General features: G+C 60.1%; 15 protein-coding genes, 1 tRNA gene and 1 riboswitch. Of the genes, 10 read left to right on the forward strand and 6 right to left on the reverse strand.

The genetic code is table 11. The features are described 5' to 3' along the window. The first annotated feature begins 19 nt into the window (after positions 1-19). The 7 genes from POI8812_RS14655 to POI8812_RS14685 all read left to right on the forward strand — a co-directional run bounded on the left by POI8812_RS14655 (position 20) and on the right by POI8812_RS14685 (position 4,613). Positions 20-877: a hydroxymethylglutaryl-CoA lyase gene (locus POI8812_RS14655; RefSeq protein WP_108783364.1), complete on the forward strand. Its 858-nt coding sequence runs from the start codon at positions 20-22 to the stop codon at positions 875-877. Positions 878-879: 2 nt separating this feature from the next. After that, positions 880-1,653 (forward strand): hypothetical protein, encoded by a 774-nt coding sequence (locus POI8812_RS14660; RefSeq protein ID WP_108783365.1) that lies wholly within the window; start codon positions 880-882, stop codon positions 1,651-1,653. Further along, on the forward strand, positions 1,653-2,450 hold the full coding sequence (locus tag POI8812_RS14665; protein ID WP_108783764.1) for a crotonase/enoyl-CoA hydratase family protein: 798 nt from the start codon (positions 1,653-1,655) through the stop codon (positions 2,448-2,450). Before POI8812_RS14660 ends, POI8812_RS14665 begins: the two co-directional genes overlap by 1 nt. 58 nt (positions 2,451-2,508) lie before the next feature. Beyond that, positions 2,509-3,399, forward strand: a complete 891-nt coding sequence (locus POI8812_RS14670; RefSeq protein WP_108783366.1) for an NAD(P)/FAD-dependent oxidoreductase — start codon at positions 2,509-2,511, stop codon at positions 3,397-3,399. Positions 3,400-3,474: 75 nt separating this feature from the next. Next, positions 3,475-3,551: transfer RNA gene (locus tag POI8812_RS14675), tRNA-Met, on the forward strand. A 101-nt stretch (positions 3,552-3,652) separates the two neighbouring features. Continuing rightward, positions 3,653-3,991, forward strand: coding sequence for a hypothetical protein (locus tag POI8812_RS14680; protein WP_108783367.1), 339 nt, complete (start codon positions 3,653-3,655; stop codon positions 3,989-3,991). A 58-nt stretch (positions 3,992-4,049) separates the two neighbouring features. Next, positions 4,050-4,613 carry a copper chaperone PCu(A)C gene (locus tag POI8812_RS14685; RefSeq protein ID WP_108783368.1) on the forward strand — a complete coding sequence of 188 codons (564 nt, stop codon included), beginning with the start codon at positions 4,050-4,052 and terminating at the stop codon, positions 4,611-4,613. A 66-nt stretch (positions 4,614-4,679) separates the two neighbouring features. Here the strand turns inward: POI8812_RS14685 and POI8812_RS14690 are convergent, their stop codons facing one another. From POI8812_RS14690 to gcvT, 4 genes are all read right to left on the reverse strand, one after another. After that, positions 4,680-5,150 (reverse strand): Dps family protein, encoded by a 471-nt coding sequence (locus tag POI8812_RS14690; RefSeq protein WP_108783369.1) that lies wholly within the window; start codon positions 5,148-5,150, stop codon positions 4,680-4,682. Between the two features lie 92 nt (positions 5,151-5,242). Then, complete coding sequence (gene gcvP, locus POI8812_RS14695) at positions 5,243-8,086, reverse strand: aminomethyl-transferring glycine dehydrogenase (RefSeq protein ID WP_108783370.1); 2,844 nt, start codon at positions 8,084-8,086, stop codon at positions 5,243-5,245. 127 nt (positions 8,087-8,213) lie between these two features. Then, the gene (gcvH, locus tag POI8812_RS14700; RefSeq protein ID WP_108783371.1) at positions 8,214-8,579 is read right to left on the reverse strand and encodes a glycine cleavage system protein GcvH; all 366 of its coding nucleotides are present in this window, start codon (positions 8,577-8,579) and stop codon (positions 8,214-8,216) included. 5 nt (positions 8,580-8,584) lie between these two features. Beyond that, positions 8,585-9,670: a glycine cleavage system aminomethyltransferase GcvT gene (gene gcvT / locus POI8812_RS14705; protein ID WP_108783372.1), complete on the reverse strand. Its 1,086-nt coding sequence runs from the start codon at positions 9,668-9,670 to the stop codon at positions 8,585-8,587. A 246-nt stretch (positions 9,671-9,916) separates the two neighbouring features. Next, a riboswitch (glycine riboswitch) is annotated at positions 9,917-10,001 on the reverse strand. 79 nt (positions 10,002-10,080) lie between these two features. Between gcvT and POI8812_RS14710 the strand changes: the two genes are divergently transcribed. Further along, the gene (locus tag POI8812_RS14710) at positions 10,081-11,286 is read left to right on the forward strand and encodes a class I SAM-dependent RNA methyltransferase (protein WP_108783765.1); all 1,206 of its coding nucleotides are present in this window, start codon (positions 10,081-10,083) and stop codon (positions 11,284-11,286) included. On the opposite strand, the gene POI8812_RS14715 is transcribed toward POI8812_RS14710, so the two are convergent. Further along, positions 11,276-11,977 (reverse strand): haloacid dehalogenase type II, encoded by a 702-nt coding sequence (locus POI8812_RS14715; RefSeq protein WP_108783373.1) that lies wholly within the window; start codon positions 11,975-11,977, stop codon positions 11,276-11,278. The genes POI8812_RS14710 and POI8812_RS14715 overlap by 11 nt on opposite strands. Before the next feature lie 108 nt (positions 11,978-12,085). On the opposite strand from POI8812_RS14715, the gene POI8812_RS14720 reads away from it, so the two are divergent. Then, positions 12,086-13,999: a polysaccharide biosynthesis protein gene (locus tag POI8812_RS14720; RefSeq protein WP_108783374.1), complete on the forward strand. Its 1,914-nt coding sequence runs from the start codon at positions 12,086-12,088 to the stop codon at positions 13,997-13,999. Here POI8812_RS14720 and POI8812_RS14725 read toward each other — a convergent pair. Next, positions 13,989-14,768, reverse strand: a complete 780-nt coding sequence (locus tag POI8812_RS14725; protein WP_108783766.1) for a mechanosensitive ion channel family protein — start codon at positions 14,766-14,768, stop codon at positions 13,989-13,991. The genes POI8812_RS14720 and POI8812_RS14725 overlap by 11 nt on opposite strands. 104 nt (positions 14,769-14,872) lie before the next feature. Between POI8812_RS14725 and recQ the strand changes: the two genes are divergently transcribed. After that, positions 14,873-16,927, forward strand: a complete 2,055-nt coding sequence (recQ, locus tag POI8812_RS14730; protein ID WP_108783375.1) for a DNA helicase RecQ — start codon at positions 14,873-14,875, stop codon at positions 16,925-16,927. The last annotated feature ends 52 nt before the right edge of the window (positions 16,928-16,979 follow it).

Raw genomic sequence — 16,979 nt, forward strand, 5'->3', positions numbered from 1 at the left:
GTTGGGAAAGGGCCAGTCGATGCAGGATCATGTCACCGTTTTCGAGGTTGGCCCCCGCGACGGGCTTCAGAACGAAGCAAACCTCATACCAGCGCGGGACAAGATTTCGTTGACGGATATGCTCAGCGAAACTGGCCTTTCTCGGATCGAGGTCACCAGTTTTGTCAGCCCCAAATGGGTCCCTCAGATGGGTGATGCGGCAGAGGTTATGGCCGGTATTTCGCGTAAAGAGGGGGTGCGCTATGCGGTCTTGACCCCCAATCTGCGCGGATTGGAGGGCGCCATTGCGGCTAAAGCCAGCGAAGTTGCGATCTTTCTGTCGGCCTCGGAAGGGTTTTCTAAAGCGAACATCAACGCGACAATGGCGGAAAGTGTGATGCGGGCACGAGAGGTTGCATCTGCTGCAATGGACGCGAACATGCCTGTGCGCGGCTACGTTTCGTGTGTCACGGACTGCCCCTATGATGGCCCGACCCCGCCCCACAATGTTGCCTTCATGGCGGAGGCACTGCTTGCGATGGGATGCTATGAGGTGAGCCTTGGCGACACCATTGGCAAGGCTGTGCCGCGTTCGCTGACTTATATGTTGGATTCTGTACTCGCCGTAGCGCGCCCGGATCAGCTTGCAGGCCACTTCCACGATACGGACGGACACGCTCTCGCGAACGTCGAAGTGGCGCTCGACCACGGGCTGAGGGTTTTTGACAGTGCTGTCGGTGGTCTGGGCGGCTGTCCCTATGCCCCTGGTGCGGCCGGGAATGTTGCGACAGAGGCGCTTGTGGCCCGATTGCATGCGCTCGGCTACACTACAGGTATCGACTTGGCCAAACTGGAGGAGGCTGGCCGCTTCGCAATCGAACTGAGGGAAGGGAATTGACGATGAAATGGATTGTACTCACTGCAGCCATGACGGCCACGACACTTTCTGCACAAGAAATCGAACGGAGTGTTGCGTTCGAAGATGCGCTTGCCTTGTGGCTCTCTGATGACGATGCAGCCGCGATACCGACGCTCTCGGAACTTGCCCAGTCAGGTGACCAAGCAGCACAGCTTTTGCTTGGCACGATCGAACACATGGGCGAGGTGCAGACCAATTGGTCGCTGAACCTTGACCGCGCAGAACGCATCGCGACGTACCGTCAGCCTGAGGGAATCTCTGGACGTGGCTGGTTGCTTGATCTCGACACACCTCTCGCAGCTCTGATGCGCGATCTGGATGCTGTCGACACGTCCGTCTCAACCATCTTGGAACTTGAGCGAATGGGAGAGGGACGTCTGGCACGTGAGGGGCTGCGCCTGATGGCACGGCGTGAGCAATATTCCGATGCACGGGCTGTTGTGGAGGCATTGCCGCATTACGATCACATCGCAGCACCCCTTGTCACAAACATCGAGGTGACGCGACAGATTGCACCGCATGATCTCGTGTACGCCTGGTGCGATGCGACGTGCCCAGCTGTGGCGAGTTGTGCGCAAGTCGCTGCGGATATGTTGGACAGTCCGATCGATTCCTGGTCACTTGGCTCACCCGTTACTGCGCTGATTTCTGAGGAAGTCTGGCGGGCGAGCGCCAAGGGTCTTGCATCGGTTCCGCGCCTTGGTGATTTGCGCGATCCCGGTGTGGATGTGACGCAGGCCTGCATTGCTGAATGATGACCTTCACCACCCTCGATCTCTCGGTTGCCTCTGACGGTATAGCGACGCTTCGGCTCAATCGGCCGGAAAAGCATAATGCGCTGTCCGAACAGATGATCGGCGAACTGACTGAAGCGGCGAATGCGCTCAACGATGATGACGCTATTCGCGTCGTCATCTTGACGGGAGCAGGGCGCAGTTTTTGCGCCGGTGGTGATCTGGGGTGGATGAAGTCGCAATTTGCGGCGGACCGGGCAGGGCGTATGGCGTCCGCCCGGGCGCTTGCGGGGATGCTGCATACGCTCAATACCCTGCGCAAACCCTTGATTGGCCAGATCAACGGTGCGGCTTTCGGGGGTGGCGTTGGTATGGCGTCAGTGTGTGATGTTGCGATTGCCGCAGAGAGCGCGATGTTCGGTCTGACAGAAACCCGACTTGGGCTGATCCCGGCAACGATCTCCCCTTACGTTCTCGCCCGAATGGGGGAGGGAAAGGCACGCCGTGTCTTCATGTCGGCACGCCGATTTGGTGCTGACGAGGCGCGCGCCCTCGATCTGGTTGCGCGCGTGGTTCCTGATCAGGACTTAGAAGCAACCGTACGTGCGGAGGCTGAAGATTACCTCAAGGTCTCTCCCGCGGCTGTCGCATCCGCTAAGGCACTGGCGCGGCGATTGGGGCCGGCCATTGACGAGCACGTAATCGAAATGACGGCCAACGCATTGGCCGACACGTGGGAAAGCCCGGACGCGCAAGCGGGTATTTCCGCATTCTTTGATCGTGTTGATCCACCGTGGGTTCAGCAACCGGCATCTTGATTTCAACCGCAGCAGCTCCACCGTTTGAGCCGTTCCGGTTACTGAGAGAGAACGTCGAATGACAACGATCGTTATTGGCGCCGGGCTCGCTGGGTTGAGCCTTGCCATAGCACTTCAAGACGCAGGGCGGTCTGTTCGCGTGCTCGACAAAGGGCGCGGACCGGGCGGGCGCTGCTCGACCCGCAGATCGCCCGTAGGCCTATTTGATCACGGCGCACCGCTGTTGCACGATCTGCCCCAGGATTTGATCGAGAGATATTCACAGCATCTGAGTGTCAGCCGTGACGGGCATCTGCCGGTTCCGTCGATCAATGCGCTGCCAAAGGCGATGGCAGAGGGCCTCGATGTTCGTCTCGATTGCCGGGTGACTGGACTTTTCGAGACGTCTGGCCACTGGCGGGTAGAGACGGAGGATGGGACACATGAGGCCTCTACTGTTGCGCTGTGTCTGCCCGCACCCCAAGTCGCTCAGCTGTTGCCGCCCGATGTAGCTGAACACTTCGACGCCCCTCCAATGTCCCCGCAATGGTCGCTGATGTACTGCGCGCCTGCAATGGCGGACGGGCCAACTCGGCGTATGCTGACGGCGGGCCATAGTGCGACACGGCAAAATGACCTCGAACGACGCGACGCGTCGGGGGATGAACGCTGGGTTGTTCACGCTGATCTCGACTGGTCAGCCGCCAACGTGGATCTTGACCGGAACGCTGCTCAAGATGCACTGGTCAACGCATTGAGGTCCGAAATCGAATTGGCGGACCCGACACATGTCGCAATTCATCGCTGGCTTTACGCACGGACCATTCAGCCCATGGGTGCGCCCTATTTTTGGTCCGCAACAGGCGGGCTCGGCGCTGCCGGGGACTGGTGCATCGGGCCCAATGCGGGGGATGCGATCGCCAGCGGTCGGGCGCTGGCCGAGCGGATACTTGGCGCGAAAGAAGGTTGATTGTCATGGCGTGCATTTTGCGCCGCAATCGCCCTTGACGCCCCCCGACCCCTCGGCTATCCAGCGCCACGGTTTGGCTGGGTAGCTCAGCTGGTTAGAGCGCGCGACTCATAATCGCGAGGTCGGGAGTTCAAGTCTCCCCCCCGCCACCACCGAACCTCCTGAAAGACATGGCGCTGATTGGGATAGTGCACTTGCGCTCTCTCACGGTTTCCGTCATTTCGTTTCTATGATCCGAGCAGCAGTGACATCAGTGCGCCTTGCTGTCGCGACGCTTTATTGCCTCGCGACGATGCTGGTCGGGTTTGCGCACGCGGCACCGGTCACGCCTGATCAAGATCCTGCCAACTTTGTACTGCCTGGCACCTCACTCGCAGATTTTTGTGAGCCGTCGGGTGGGCATCACGCACCCTGGGCTGAGCATTGCGCGGCCTGCCAGATTGCCAAAGCCGCTGCGCTGCCCCCGGTCGGCACGGTTCCGGCAGCTGGTTTTGCAGGTTCTCTTGCATTGGAGACGGTGGCTGACAGCATCACCTGGGTGCAATTGCGCCCGTATCTGCACCAGTCACGCGCGCCACCGGTCACTCTTTGAACCCATTCAAGCATGCAAAACGCATGCGATACATTCCCTGTTTCAAAGAGTGCAAAAAATGATCCGCTATGCCTTGAGCGCTGCGTTTGCAGCCCTGTTCGCCCTTCCCGCCGCTGCGCATGATTTCACCACGGGTGATCTGACCGTCGAGCATCCCTATGCCCGCGCGACGACCAGCCAGGCGCAGATGGCCGGTGGTTTCATGACCATCACCAACAATGGCACCGAATCCGATCGCCTGATCGGCGTGGAAGGCGCATTTGCCCGCGATTTCCAGGTCCACCTGACGGAGGACAATGACGGCGTCATGCGCATGCGTGAGGTCGAGGCCGGTGTCGAAATCCCAGCGGGAGAAAGCGTTGAGCTGATGCGCGGCAGCTATCACGTGATGTTCATGGGCTTGGACAACGCATTGGCTGAGGGGGAGACCTACGACGCCACACTGATTTTCGAAAATGCCGGCGAGCTACCAATTACCTTCAAAGTCGAGGCTTTCAATTATCAGCCGGAACACTCAGACGGATCGATGGCGCATGGCGAGATGAGCCATGACAGCATGGGTCACGACGAAGACTCTGATAATCATGCCGGTCACGGCCATGGTCATTCCGGTCATGATTGACCGCTAGAACCAGTCGTTCGACAGAAAAAAGCGGGGCCCCGATTGTAGGCCCCGCTCTTCGTGCAATTATCCAAGATGGGCGCGCAGGATCCACGCGAACTTTTCGTGGACTTGCGCACGGCCGATCGCCAGGTCTTCAGTCAATGGATCGCCGTTGCTGGTCGCGGCCTCTGCCAGCTCTTTCAGAGCAGCGGAGATCGTTTCCTGCGACACCGCCATGTCCTCGACCATTTGCTCGGCAGAGACGACTGTCTTCGCCTCGCTGACCGTCGTGCGGTCGAGCGCCTCGGCATAGCTGCCCTCGGTAAACGCGCCCAACGCGCGGATCCGCTCCGCTACCTCGTCCTGCGCCGCGAAATGATCGTTGTAGATCTCCTCAAACAGCGCGTGGAGCGAGCCAAAGCTCATCCCGGTGACGTTCCAGTGAAAGAACTGCGCCTTCTTGGTCGTGACGGACAGGTCCGCCAGGGCTTGATGAAGCCCCTCGACAACTTCCGTTTTCTGGGTGGCGTTCAGATCGTGTGCTGTATCTTTCATACTCAAATCTCCCAATCAAAATCGGGTGGCCCAAAACGAGCCACCCGGTGTTTCGTGGGATCAACGATGTTGGGCGCGGAAGCGTTCCCGCTTCACTCTGCCGCGTCGAGATATTCTTCCAGCGGCGGGCATGAACAGACCAGGTTTCGGTCACCGTAAGCATTGTCGACCCGGTTTACGGGCGCCCAATACTTATCGACGCGGAACGCACCCGCCGGGAAGCAAGCCTGTTCTCGCGTATAGGGCCGGTCCCAATTGCCAACGAGATCCTCCATCGTGTGCGGAGCATTCGACAGCGGGTTGTTGTCACGATCCAAGGTGCCGTTTTCGATCAAGCGTGCCTCCTCACGGATCGAGAGCATCGCTTCGCAGAAGCGGTCCAATTCCGCCTTCGGCTCACTCTCTGTTGGCTCGATCATCAGGGTGCCCGCGACAGGCCAGCTCATCGTTGGGGCGTGGAACCCGCTGTCGATCAAGCGCTTCGCCACATCATCGACCGTGACGCCCGCTGCATCTTTGAGGGGGCGCGTGTCGATGATGCATTCATGCGCCACATTGCCTGACGTACCGCGATAAAGCACGTCATAGGCCCCTTCGAGCCGCTTCGCGATGTAGTTGGCGTTCAGGATTGCGATCTTGGTGGCCTGCGTCAGGCCCTCACCGCCCATCATCAGGCAATAGGCCCAGCTGATTGGCAGCAGCGACGGGGAGCCGAAGGTCGCAGCACTCACCGCGCCAGCGCCGCCCTCGTTCACATGACCGGGGAGGTAGGGTGCCAGATGCGCCCCCACGCCAATCGGTCCCATGCCGGGGCCGCCACCGCCATGCGGGATGCAGAAGGTCTTGTGCAGGTTGAGGTGGCTCACGTCAGCGCCAATTTTGCCCGGCTGACTGAGGCCGACCATCGCATTGAGGTTCGCCCCGTCGAGATAGACCTGCCCACCATGCGCGTGAGTGATCTCGCAAACCTCCGTCACAGTTTCCTCAAACACGCCGTGGGTCGAGGGATAGGTGATCATGCAGGCTGCCAGCTTGTCGCCCGCCGCCTCGGCTTTCGCGCGGAAATCCTCCACGTCGATATCACCCCGTTCGGTGCATTTCACCACAACGACCTTGTAGCCGACCATCTGGGCCGATGCGGGGTTGGTGCCATGTGCGTTGACCGGGATCAGGCAGATATTTCGCTCCGCCCCGCCATTGGCCGCGTGATAGGCGCGGATCGTCAGCAGACCGGCATACTCGCCCTGCGCGCCAGAGTTCGGCTGCATCGAGATCGCGTCATAGCCAGTAATCTGGCAGAGCTTGTCGGACAGGTCCTCCACCATCTCGGCATAACCGGCACGTTGATGCGCGGGGGCAAAGGGGTGGATGTCTGCGAACTCCGGCCAGCTGACGGCCATCATCTCTGCCGTTGCGTTCAGCTTCATGGTGCAGGAGCCGAGCGGGATCATTGCCCGATCAAGTGCCAGATCTCGATCCGCAAGACGACGCATGTAACGCGTCATCTCTGCCTCGGACCGGTTGTGATGGAAGGTGGGATGGGTGAGATACGCGCTCTGTCGGATCAGACCTTCGGGCAGCTCGTAGCCGGGCAGGGGGCCGCTATCGACCCCGCCCATGACCTTGAGCAGCGTGGTGATCTCCGCATTCCAGGTTGCTTCATCAAGCGCGATGCCGATGCGGGTATTGCCGACGCGGCGCAGGTTGATGCCGGCTTCCTCTGCGGCGTGCAGGATCGCATCGCGCGGCGCGCCGACCTCGACCGTAATCGTGTCGAAATAGGTGTCGTTGACGATGGTGTAGCCTGCTTCAGCCAGCGCCCGCTTCACGCGGACGGCCTTCTGGTGCACCTGTTCAGCAATCGCGCGCAGGCCCTTCGGTCCGTGGAACACGGCATACATCGACGCCATCACAGCCAGCAGCGCCTGCGCCGTACAGACGTTCGAGGTCGCCTTCTCCCGCCGGATATGTTGCTCGCGCGTTTGAAGGCTAAGGCGGTAAGCACGGTTGCCCCGCGCGTCGATGCTGACGCCGACGATACGCCCGGGCATGGAGCGCTTATAGGCATCGCGACACGCCATATAGGCCGCATGCGGACCACCGGCACCCAGCGGCACGCCGAAGCGCTGCGTGTTGCCAATGGCTATGTCCGCGCCCATCTCACCGGGCGATTTCAGCAGGCAAAGTGCAAGCGGATCTGCGGCGACTACGGCAAGCGCCTTCGCGTCATGCAGGGAGGCGATGACATCCGTGAAATCGTGGCAGTGCCCATAGGTGCCAGGATACTGGAAGATCGCGCCGAATACCGCGCTCGGGTCCAGATCGGCAAACGGATCGCCGACGATCACGTCCCAGCCCAACGGCTCGGCCCGCGTGCGGATCACATCGATGGTCTGCGGATGACAATCCTGATCCACGAAAAATGCCGTCGCTTTCGATTTCCCCGCGCGCTGGGCGAGCGCCATAGCCTCTGCTGCCGCCGTTGCCTCGTCCAGAAGGGACGCGTTCGCAATCTCCAACCCTGTCAGGTCCGCGATCATCGTCTGATAGTTCAGCAATGCCTCTAACCGGCCCTGGCTGATTTCGGGCTGATAGGGGGTATAGGCAGTGTACCAAGCGGGATTCTCGAAGATATTGCGCGCGATAACCGGAGGCGTGATCGTCCCGTGATAGCCCTGCCCGATCAAAGAGCGCATCACCATGTTTTTGTCCGCGACCTCACGCAGGCGGCGTAGGACTTTTTGCTCGCTCATCGCTTTTCCAAAAGACAGCGGTTCTTTCTGTCTGATGGTTTCAGGCACTGTGGCGTCGATCAAAGCGTCTAGGCTTTCGACGCCCAGCGTGTCGAGCATCGCCTGCATTTCCTCAGGCGAGGGGCCGATATGGCGGCGATTGGCGAAATCATAAGGGGCGTAATCAACGGGCGTGTAGGGCATGAGCGTGCTCCTGTGATGTGTCCTCCCCCGGAGCTGATCCGAGGTCATATCCTGCGGGTGACGCCCCGGACCGGATCCGGGGCGGCCATGTTCAGCACGGTCCCGGGACAAGTCCGGGACATCTCAACTAGCCGACCAGTTCCTTGTAGGCTGCCTCATCCATCAGGCCGTCCAGTTCGGACATGTCGGCCAACTTCATCCGAAAGAACCAGCCGTCGCCAAGAGGAGCGCTGTTGACCAGCGTCGGATCTTCCACGATCGCCTCGTTGATTGCGGTGATTGTTCCGTCGAGCGGCGCTTCAATGTCAGAGGCCGCCTTGACGCTTTCGATCACGACGACCTCATCGCCTTTTTCAACATCAGTGCCCGCTTCGGGCAGTTCGACGAAAACGAGATCGCCAAGCTGGCTTTGCGCATGCTCCGTGATGCCAACAATGACCTCGTCACCATCGACGCGCAGCCATTCATGCTCTTCGGTATATTTGACGGACATCTGATTTACCTCTTGTAGGTCTGTTGGACGAATGGCGTTTCCGCCACCGCGAGGGGGATAAACTTGCCGCGAAGTGCGGCGAAAACGGTGGTGCCTGGGGTGCTGAGCTCCGTCGGAAGATAGCCCATTGCGACAGGGCCGCCGACACTGGGACCAAACCCGCCAGAGGTAACGACGCCGATCTGCGGGCCCTCAATCTCGGCATGCAGTGTGACGCCCTGGCGTACGGGCGCGCGCCCTTCAGGGCGCAACCCAACCCGTTTGCGCGTGGGTCCGTCGGACAGTTGGCCTTGGATCACATCAGCGCCCGGGAATCCGCCATTCTCACGTCGGCGCTTTTGCATGGCCCAGATAAGATCAGCCTCAACCGGTGTGGTTTCCGTATCGATGTCGTTCCCGTAGAGACACAGCCCAGCTTCCAGCCGCAGGCTGTCACGCGCGCCCAGCCCGATTGGCTCCACACCATCCTGTTCCAATAAAGCTTCGGCAAGCGCGACGGCCTCCTCCTTGGGTACGGAAATCTCGAAGCCGTCCTCACCGGTATAGCCAGAGCGCGTCACGATACATGGCCCGTCAATCAGCGGCATAGTGCGTGCGTCCATGAATTTCATATCCCGCACTTCGCCGTTCAGTGTGGCCAGCGCTGCCTCAGCTGCGGGACCTTGCAGCGCAAGCAGCGCGCGGTCGAGCACCTCAACCTCCGTAGCGGCGGAAATATGGGGAATGTCGTGATCAGCCCGCGCCGCGTTGACGACGACATAGTGCCAGTCGCCCATATTCGCGAACATCAGATCGTCGAGGATCCCACCATTGGCGGCAGTCAGCAGACCATAGCGTTGCCGGCCGGGTTTCAGCTCGGCGACGTTGACGGGCATCAACGATTCGAGTGCCGTCACCCGATCCGCCGCCTTCAGGCGCAGCTGCGCCATATGGCTGACATCGAAAAGCCCGGCTAACGCTCGGGTGTGAAGGTGCTCCTTCATCACTCCCACTGGATATTGGACCGGCATTTCCCACCCTGCAAAGGGCACCATCTTGCCGCCAAGCTTGACGTGCAGATCGAACAGAGGCGTTCGCTTAAGGTCAGTCATGCCACCCTCCCGTCACGTCCGGAAAAATATCCTGCCGAAGACGAAGGCGAGCGGCGCAACTTGGCCGTATCTGCGCAAATGGAGCAGCCAAATCGGCCACATCTGAAGAAGGGTACGGCATAAAGTCTTAGCCCCGCAGCATCTGACCGCGCGATCATCGCGCAGCTTCAAATGCCCCCTCTGTCCTTTGGCCTGAGATCGTTATCCCGTCGGCGGATGCGCTCGCATCACTCTCCAGAGTCTGTGTTCCCCGTGCCGGTCCTGAGGCCTGAGAGTTTCCGGGGCGGTTGCTCCTTCGGCAGCGGCGGACCGCTTCTCCCGGCTGGGAATGTCTTTTCGATAGCGCGACCTGTCGCATCGGGCAAGGATTCTTAGTGCGCGCATGCAAAGGGCAGGGTATGCGCGGGGTCATGACAGAACTGACGATCAGCAAATTGGGGCACCGTGGCGACGGCATCGGTCGCGATGCAATCGGGACGGAACACTTTGTCCCTTTCACGTTACCGGGAGAGCGGGTTCTGGCCGATCCGCTTAGGGTGCTGGACCCAAGCGTTGCGCGGGTGACCCCGCCATGCCCGCAATTCGGGAGTTGTGGCGGCTGCGTTGTCCAACATGCGTCCGACGATTTCGTTGCCGATTGGAAGGTCGGGATCGTGCGCACAGCATTGGAGGCGCAAGGTTTGCCTGCGCCTATTGCCGGCATTGCGACTTCACCCGAAGCCAGCCGACGTCGTGCGACCTTCGCGGGACGTCGCACCAAAAAAACGGTTTCCATTGGCTTTCACGAGCGTGCTTCCGACAGGATTGTGCCAGTGACCGGATGCCGCACAGTCGCGCCAGCAGTTCTGGCGACCCTCCCAGCATTGGAGGCCCTTGTGCATGCGGGTGCCAGCCGCAAAGCCACTTTGCGTCTGACGGTCACGGCGAGTGAGGCCGGTCCAGATATTGCTGTGGAAGGCGGGAAACCCACCGATCCTGAGCTTGTCCAGACTCTGTTGGCAATTGCCTCGGATCACGATGTGGCGCGGTTGAGCTGGTCTGACGAAACCCTCGCGACATTCAGGTCGCCGACACAGACATTCGGGCCCGCACGCGTGGTCCCGCCAGCGGGTGCGTTTCTGCAGGCCACGGAGCATGGCCAAGCTGCGCTGATTGCTGCCGTTTCGGATGTGATTGGCGATGCGAACCGAGTTGTCGATTTGTTTGCGGGGTGTGGCACGTTCACCCTTCCGCTTGCAGTTGGTGCGGATGTTTTGGCGCTTGAGAGTGAAGCGCCAATGCTGGCAGCGCTCGATGCCGGGTGGAGAGGGACACCGGGCCTGCGCAAGATTGTCACCAAAACGCGTGACCTGTTTCGCAACCCGGTTCCGGGGGCGAATCTCAGGTCGTTCGACGCTGCAGTCATTGACCCACCGCGTGCCGGCGCGCTCGCACAGACGGAGGCCTTGGCCGAGAGTGGAATCCCCAAGGTCGCGGCGGTCTCATGCAATCCCGTAACCTTCGCGCGCGATGCGGCCGTTTTGGTCAACGCCGGATATAGTTTGGATCGAGTGCTTGTGATCGACCAGTTCCGCTGGGCGGCTCATGTCGAACTGGTTGCCGCCTTTAGCCGGTAAGCTGATCAACAAGATCGCTTAGGTCCGTCGCAACGATGTCCCAAGCATCTTCAGCCGCCAAATCGGTGTCTTGCCCCGAGCCATATTCGGTTGGGCGTGGGAAAAAGCCCGTTCGCAGGCCCGCTGCCCGAGCTGCGCATAAATCATCATTATGCGCCGCGATCATCATCACCTCTTCAGGAGCCAGACCGAAAGCTGCAACACTTTGCGTGTAGACGGTCGGTAGCGGCTTGTAGGCCCGCGCCAGCGGTGCACCGCCAATGAAATCCCAATGCATGCCATTGCGCCGTGCAATGCCCAGTATCATCGCGATTGATCCGTTCGAACATGGCGCAATCAGGTGTGTTTTGCGCAACTCCGCCAGTGCTGCAGGAGCCCCCTGCCAGCATGGCAAATTGGACCAGGCATTGTTGAGCCGGACCTGATCCTCATCTGGAAGGTCCAAATTTTGCTCGGCGAGAACCCGGCGCAAATTCTCCAAATGTAGCTCTTCGAGTGCAACATAGGGGCGGCGACCAGCACGCACGCGTTCCATGCCCGGCTGATACTGCGCTCGCCATGCTAGAGCGAACGCTTTCGCATCAACTTGAAGGCCGCGAGCGGCGAAAACCTGCTGGGCGACTGCGGAAACTCCACTTCGCCAGTCGCAAATCGTCCCGAAAATATCGAAAAGACAGGCTTTCACCACCATCTGCGTTCCCTCCTGTCAAACAGCGTGATAGCTCTGGGCAAACAAGCAGCCCCACTTGTCTCGGTCAATTCTTCATGTCGTGGGCCAGCTGAGGATATTAGAGAACGCATGTCGGCATACGACTTCGCCCTTCCGCTATTGCAACTGCCCAGAAATGCGAAGCGCGCGATTGTGCTTTCGCTCGATGCGTTGATTTGCATCTTTTCGGTGTGGTTCGCACTTTATCTGCGCCTTGGCGAACTGGTGACACTCAGCGGACCCTATCTGATACCGGTATTCGCCTCTCTCGTGATCGCCATCCCAATTTTTGTGCGCATGGGTTTGTATCGTGCGATTTACCGTTATTCTGGGATAAATTCGATTTTGATTATTGTGATGGCAACTGCGCTATACGGCGTGTTGTTCGCAACGATATTCACGGTCATCTCTGTGACCGGCGTCCCGCGAACGATTGGCATAATACAGCCCATCTTGGTGATGATCCTCGTCGTTGGGTCGAGGACCTTGGCGCGCCTGCTTCTCAACTCTTACGCCAATGCCGAAGCTTCAAAAGGTGTTCGTGTAAGAATCCTGATTTATGGTGCCGGTCAGACCGGGCGACAGCTTTCTGCGGCGCTGGCTATGGGGGGTGACGTGAAGGTCGTTGGTTTCGTCGACGACGATCCCCGGCTTACGGGCAGTACGATCGACAGACGTCCCATCTATTCTGCGGAAGACTTGCCTGATCTTGTTAAGTCTCTCGACATCGCGCACGTCGTGCTCGCGCTTCCTGACGCGACACGGGCGCAGATGCGCGCTGTTGTCGACAGGCTTCGCGATGCTCAGGTTAGCGTGCAAACATTGCCTGACATGGCCGCTATGGCGAGTGGGAAGGTCACACTCTCTGACGTGCGCCCGCTTTCGATTGACGATCTGCTAGGGCGGGACCCGGTCGCCCCCGATGTCTCTCTGATGCAGCAAACCATCAAGGGAAAATCTGTCGCGATCACGGGTGCCGGTGGTTCGATCGGGGCCGAGTTGTGCCGGCAGATTTGTACCCTTGAACCAGCACAGCTGATCCTGATCGAGCAGAGTGAATACAGTCTCTATGCAATCCATCAGGAGCTTGAGGCACACGCCACACGCACCGGGATTTCCCTTATACCGCTTCTTGGCTCCGTAACTGATGGCCAATTTTTGTCGCAGGTCTTCGCCCAACGAAGCGTGGACACGGTCTTTCACGCTGCCGCCTACAAACACGTACCGTTGGTCGAGCAAAACGTTGCAGCCGGAATTCGAAACAACGTTTGGGGCACGTGTGTTGCGGCAGAGGCTGCGGCTGCCGCAAATGTCTCGCAATTTGTGCTTGTCTCAACGGACAAAGCTGTGCGCCCCACGAATTTCATGGGGGCCAGCAAACGCTTGGCCGAATTGGTCCTGCAGGCCTTCGAGACCCGGTTTGAGAATACCCGTTTCTCCATGGTGCGTTTTGGTAACGTGCTGGGATCTTCCGGTTCAGTCGTGCCGCGTTTTCGCAAACAGATCGAAGAGGGGGGGCCTGTAACGCTGACCCATCCTGAGATCACGCGCTTTTTCATGTCGATTCCAGAGGCTGCACAACTGGTTGTCCAATCCAGCGCAATGGCGCGGGGGGGCGACGTATTCGTCCTGGATATGGGCGAAGCCGTGAAGATCCTCGATCTGGCCGAGCGCATGATCGAGCTTTCGGGCCTTACCATAAGGTCGGATGAGTTTCCCGAAGGTGACATTGAAATTCAGGTGACTGGCTTGCGCCCTGGTGAGAAACTCTACGAAGAGCTCCTGTTGGGCGACGATCCCCAACCAACCCGCCACGAACGGATCATGCGCGCACAAGATGCCTGTCTGAGTTGGGATGAGCTTGAGCCAAAGCTGAACGAGTTGGATCAGGCCCTTGCCGCAAATGACATTGAAACGGTCAGACGCCTTTTTGTGAGCCTACCTCTCAAATATGGTCCTAACGATCCAATTGCGGATCTCCTCTCAGCCGATCCTAAGCCTTGAGTACTGTCTGGGTCGGGTAGGGAATATCAATGCCGACGCTGTCAAAGCGCTCTTTGACCCGACGCTGAAGGTCTCCCTTCACCTCGAAATAATCAGCCCGCGCAACCCAAACCCGCACAGTGAACTCAACAGCACTGTCGGCGAGGCCCGTCACCAGCACCATGATCGGCCGATCATCATGGACGCGCATGTCATCGGCGATGACTTCCCGGATCGCAGCCTCCGCCTGCGCAAGATCTGTTCCATAGGAAACACCGAACAGCAGATCGACGCGCCGCGTCTCATGATGGCTGTAGTTTAGTATCGCACCCGACCACACATCTCCGTTGGGTACGAACACCTGAACATTGTCGGGGGTGGACAGCTCTGTCGCGAACAGCCCAATTTCCACGACGGTGCCAGAGCGTCCGCCGACCTCAACGAAATCGCCAATCTTGAACGGGCGGAACCCCAGCAGCATCAAGCCGGACGCCAGGCTCGACAATGTGCCCTGTAGGGCAAGGCCAATGGCCAGACCTGCGGCACCGATGACCGCAATCAAAGACGCGGTCTGGATGCCGAAGCGCGCAAGGATAAAGATCGCCGCGAAAACGAGGATCGTATATCGCGCCACCGTGCCCAGAAAGTTGAACAGGGTCTCGTCAAATCGTTCTGAGTTGCGTCCGATCCTGCGGACTTGCCGTTGCGCGATCCCTGCCACAACGACGGCAACCACCGCGATGACGCTGGCAACCAGCACGTCAAAGATAAGATCCAGCCACCAAGCCATCGCGCCACCTCCTGTCAGGTCTTCTGCTGCAGATACGCCGCAAAAGCGCATTTGCAAAGGGGCTGCTGCTGGTGCCTTCGCGTCCAAGCCGTTAGACGATGCGCATGAGTGATTTGTCCCCCTTGCTTTCTTCCATTTTCGGCTTTGACAGCTTTCGCCCCGGTCAAGCGGAGATCGTGACGGCGGTCGCCGCAGGTGAAGATGTGTTGGCGATCATGCCAACAGGGGGCGGCAAGTCGCTGTGCTATCAGCTGCCGGCACTGGCCCGTGATGGTGTCACCGTCGTGATTTCCCCGCTGATCGCTCTGATGCGCGATCAGGTACGCGCGCTAAAGGCCGCAGGCGTCTGCGCGGGGCACCTGACCTCGGCAAATACCGAGGAGGAGACCGAGGAGGTCTTTGATGCCATAGATCGCGGTGACTTGCGCCTGCTCTATATCGCGCCAGAGCGTCTCGCCTCTGGCGGGACCGAGCGGTTGCTGCGGCGGGCCGGCGTCATGATGATCGCGGTGGACGAGGCGCATTGCGTCAGCCAGTGGGGCCATGACTTCCGCCCCGACTACCTACGGATCGGCGAATTGCGCCGCGCGCTCGGCGTACAGACCACCGCCTTCACCGCTACAGCGGATGCGGAGACGCGGGCCGAGATTGTGGAGCGGCTGTTCGACGGGGCGCCACCGCGCACGTTCCTGCAAGGTTTCGATCGCCCCAACCTGTCGCTCGCCTTCCTCCCCAAGAACCAGCCACGGCGGCAGTTGCTGGACTTCGCCTTGGCGCGCAAGGGACGTTCCGGGATCATCTACGCCGCGTCGCGCAACAAGACGGAAGTTCTTGCGCAGGCGCTGCGCGAAGCGGGGATCGCCGCAATCTCCTATCACGCTGGCATGGATCCCGACGACCGGCGCGACGCCGAGGCACGTTTCCAGACCGAGGATGGGCTGGTGGTGGTTGCGACCATCGCCTTCGGCATGGGTGTCGATAAGCCTGATATCCGCTACGTGCTCCATGCAGATCTGCCCAAAAGCATCGAGAGCTACTATCAGGAGATTGGGCGTGCCGGGCGGGACGGCGATCCGGCGGAAACGCTAACCCTCTACGGCCCCGACGATATCCGCCTGCGTCGGGCCCAGATCGAGGAAGGGCTGGCTGCGCCCGATCGCAAGCAGGCCGACCATGCGCGCCTCAATACTCTGCTGGCATTGGCCGAGGCCCCTGTTTGCCGCCGCCAGACGCTTCTGGCCTATTTTGGGGAAACGCTGGCCGAGCCGTGCGGCAACTGCGACCTTTGCCTCGAAAAGCCTGAGACCTTCGACGCAACGGATGTAGCGCGCAAGGCGCTGTCGACTGTATTCCGGGCGGAGGAATGGTTCGGCGCGGGCCACCTGACCGACATTCTTCTGGGCGAGGAGACGGAGAAGGTACTGGCCCGTGGGCATGAGCGGCTCTCGACCTTTGGGATCGGGCGGGAGTTCAGCCGGAAACAGTGGCAAACGCTCTTCCGGCAACTGATGGCGCTCGACCTCGTGCGCCCCGACCCCACGCGACACAACGCGCTTAGGTTGACCGAGGCGGCCCGGCCCGTTTTGCGCGGCGAGCAGTCGCTGACACTGCGCAAAGACAGTCTTCAGCGGCGTGACCGCAAACGGCCAAGGGTTGAGGCTATTGTGCAGGAAGCCGACGAGCCGCTGCTCTGGGCGCTCAAATCCAAGAGACGTGAACTTGCTGAAGCAGCCAAGGCCCCGGCCTATGTGATCTTCCCGGACCGTACCCTTGTCGCCATGGTCGAGGCCAAGCCAAAGACGCTGGATGAGTTCGCTGCGCTTCCGGGCGTCGGGGCGAAGAAGCTGGAGAAATTCGGCCGCACGTTCCTCGAAGTTTTGACCGGAGAGATCGAGCCAGAGGCGCATCCCGCAAGGATGAGAGCGGCGGCAAAGGGCGCGGGCGAGTTGCTGGATCGCCTGCAGGCAGCCCAACTCTCCCTCACCTATGGCGTGGATGGCACCGAGAAGCCGCTGAGCGTCACAACCACTACCTTGGCCAAGATCGCCGAGGTCCGCCCGGCTAGCATCAGCGCCCTTGCCTCGATCAAGGGGATGGGTGACGCCAAGGCCGAACGGTTTGGCCCGGCCTTTCTGTCGCTGATTGCCGAAGAAGGCTGACCGCCCGTTGCAAGGCTGCGCCTCCGGCGGGGATATTTAACGAAAGTGAAAG

Source organism: Pontivivens insulae (assembly GCF_900302495.1).
Lineage (GTDB): Bacteria > Pseudomonadota > Alphaproteobacteria > Rhodobacterales > Rhodobacteraceae > Pontivivens > Pontivivens insulae.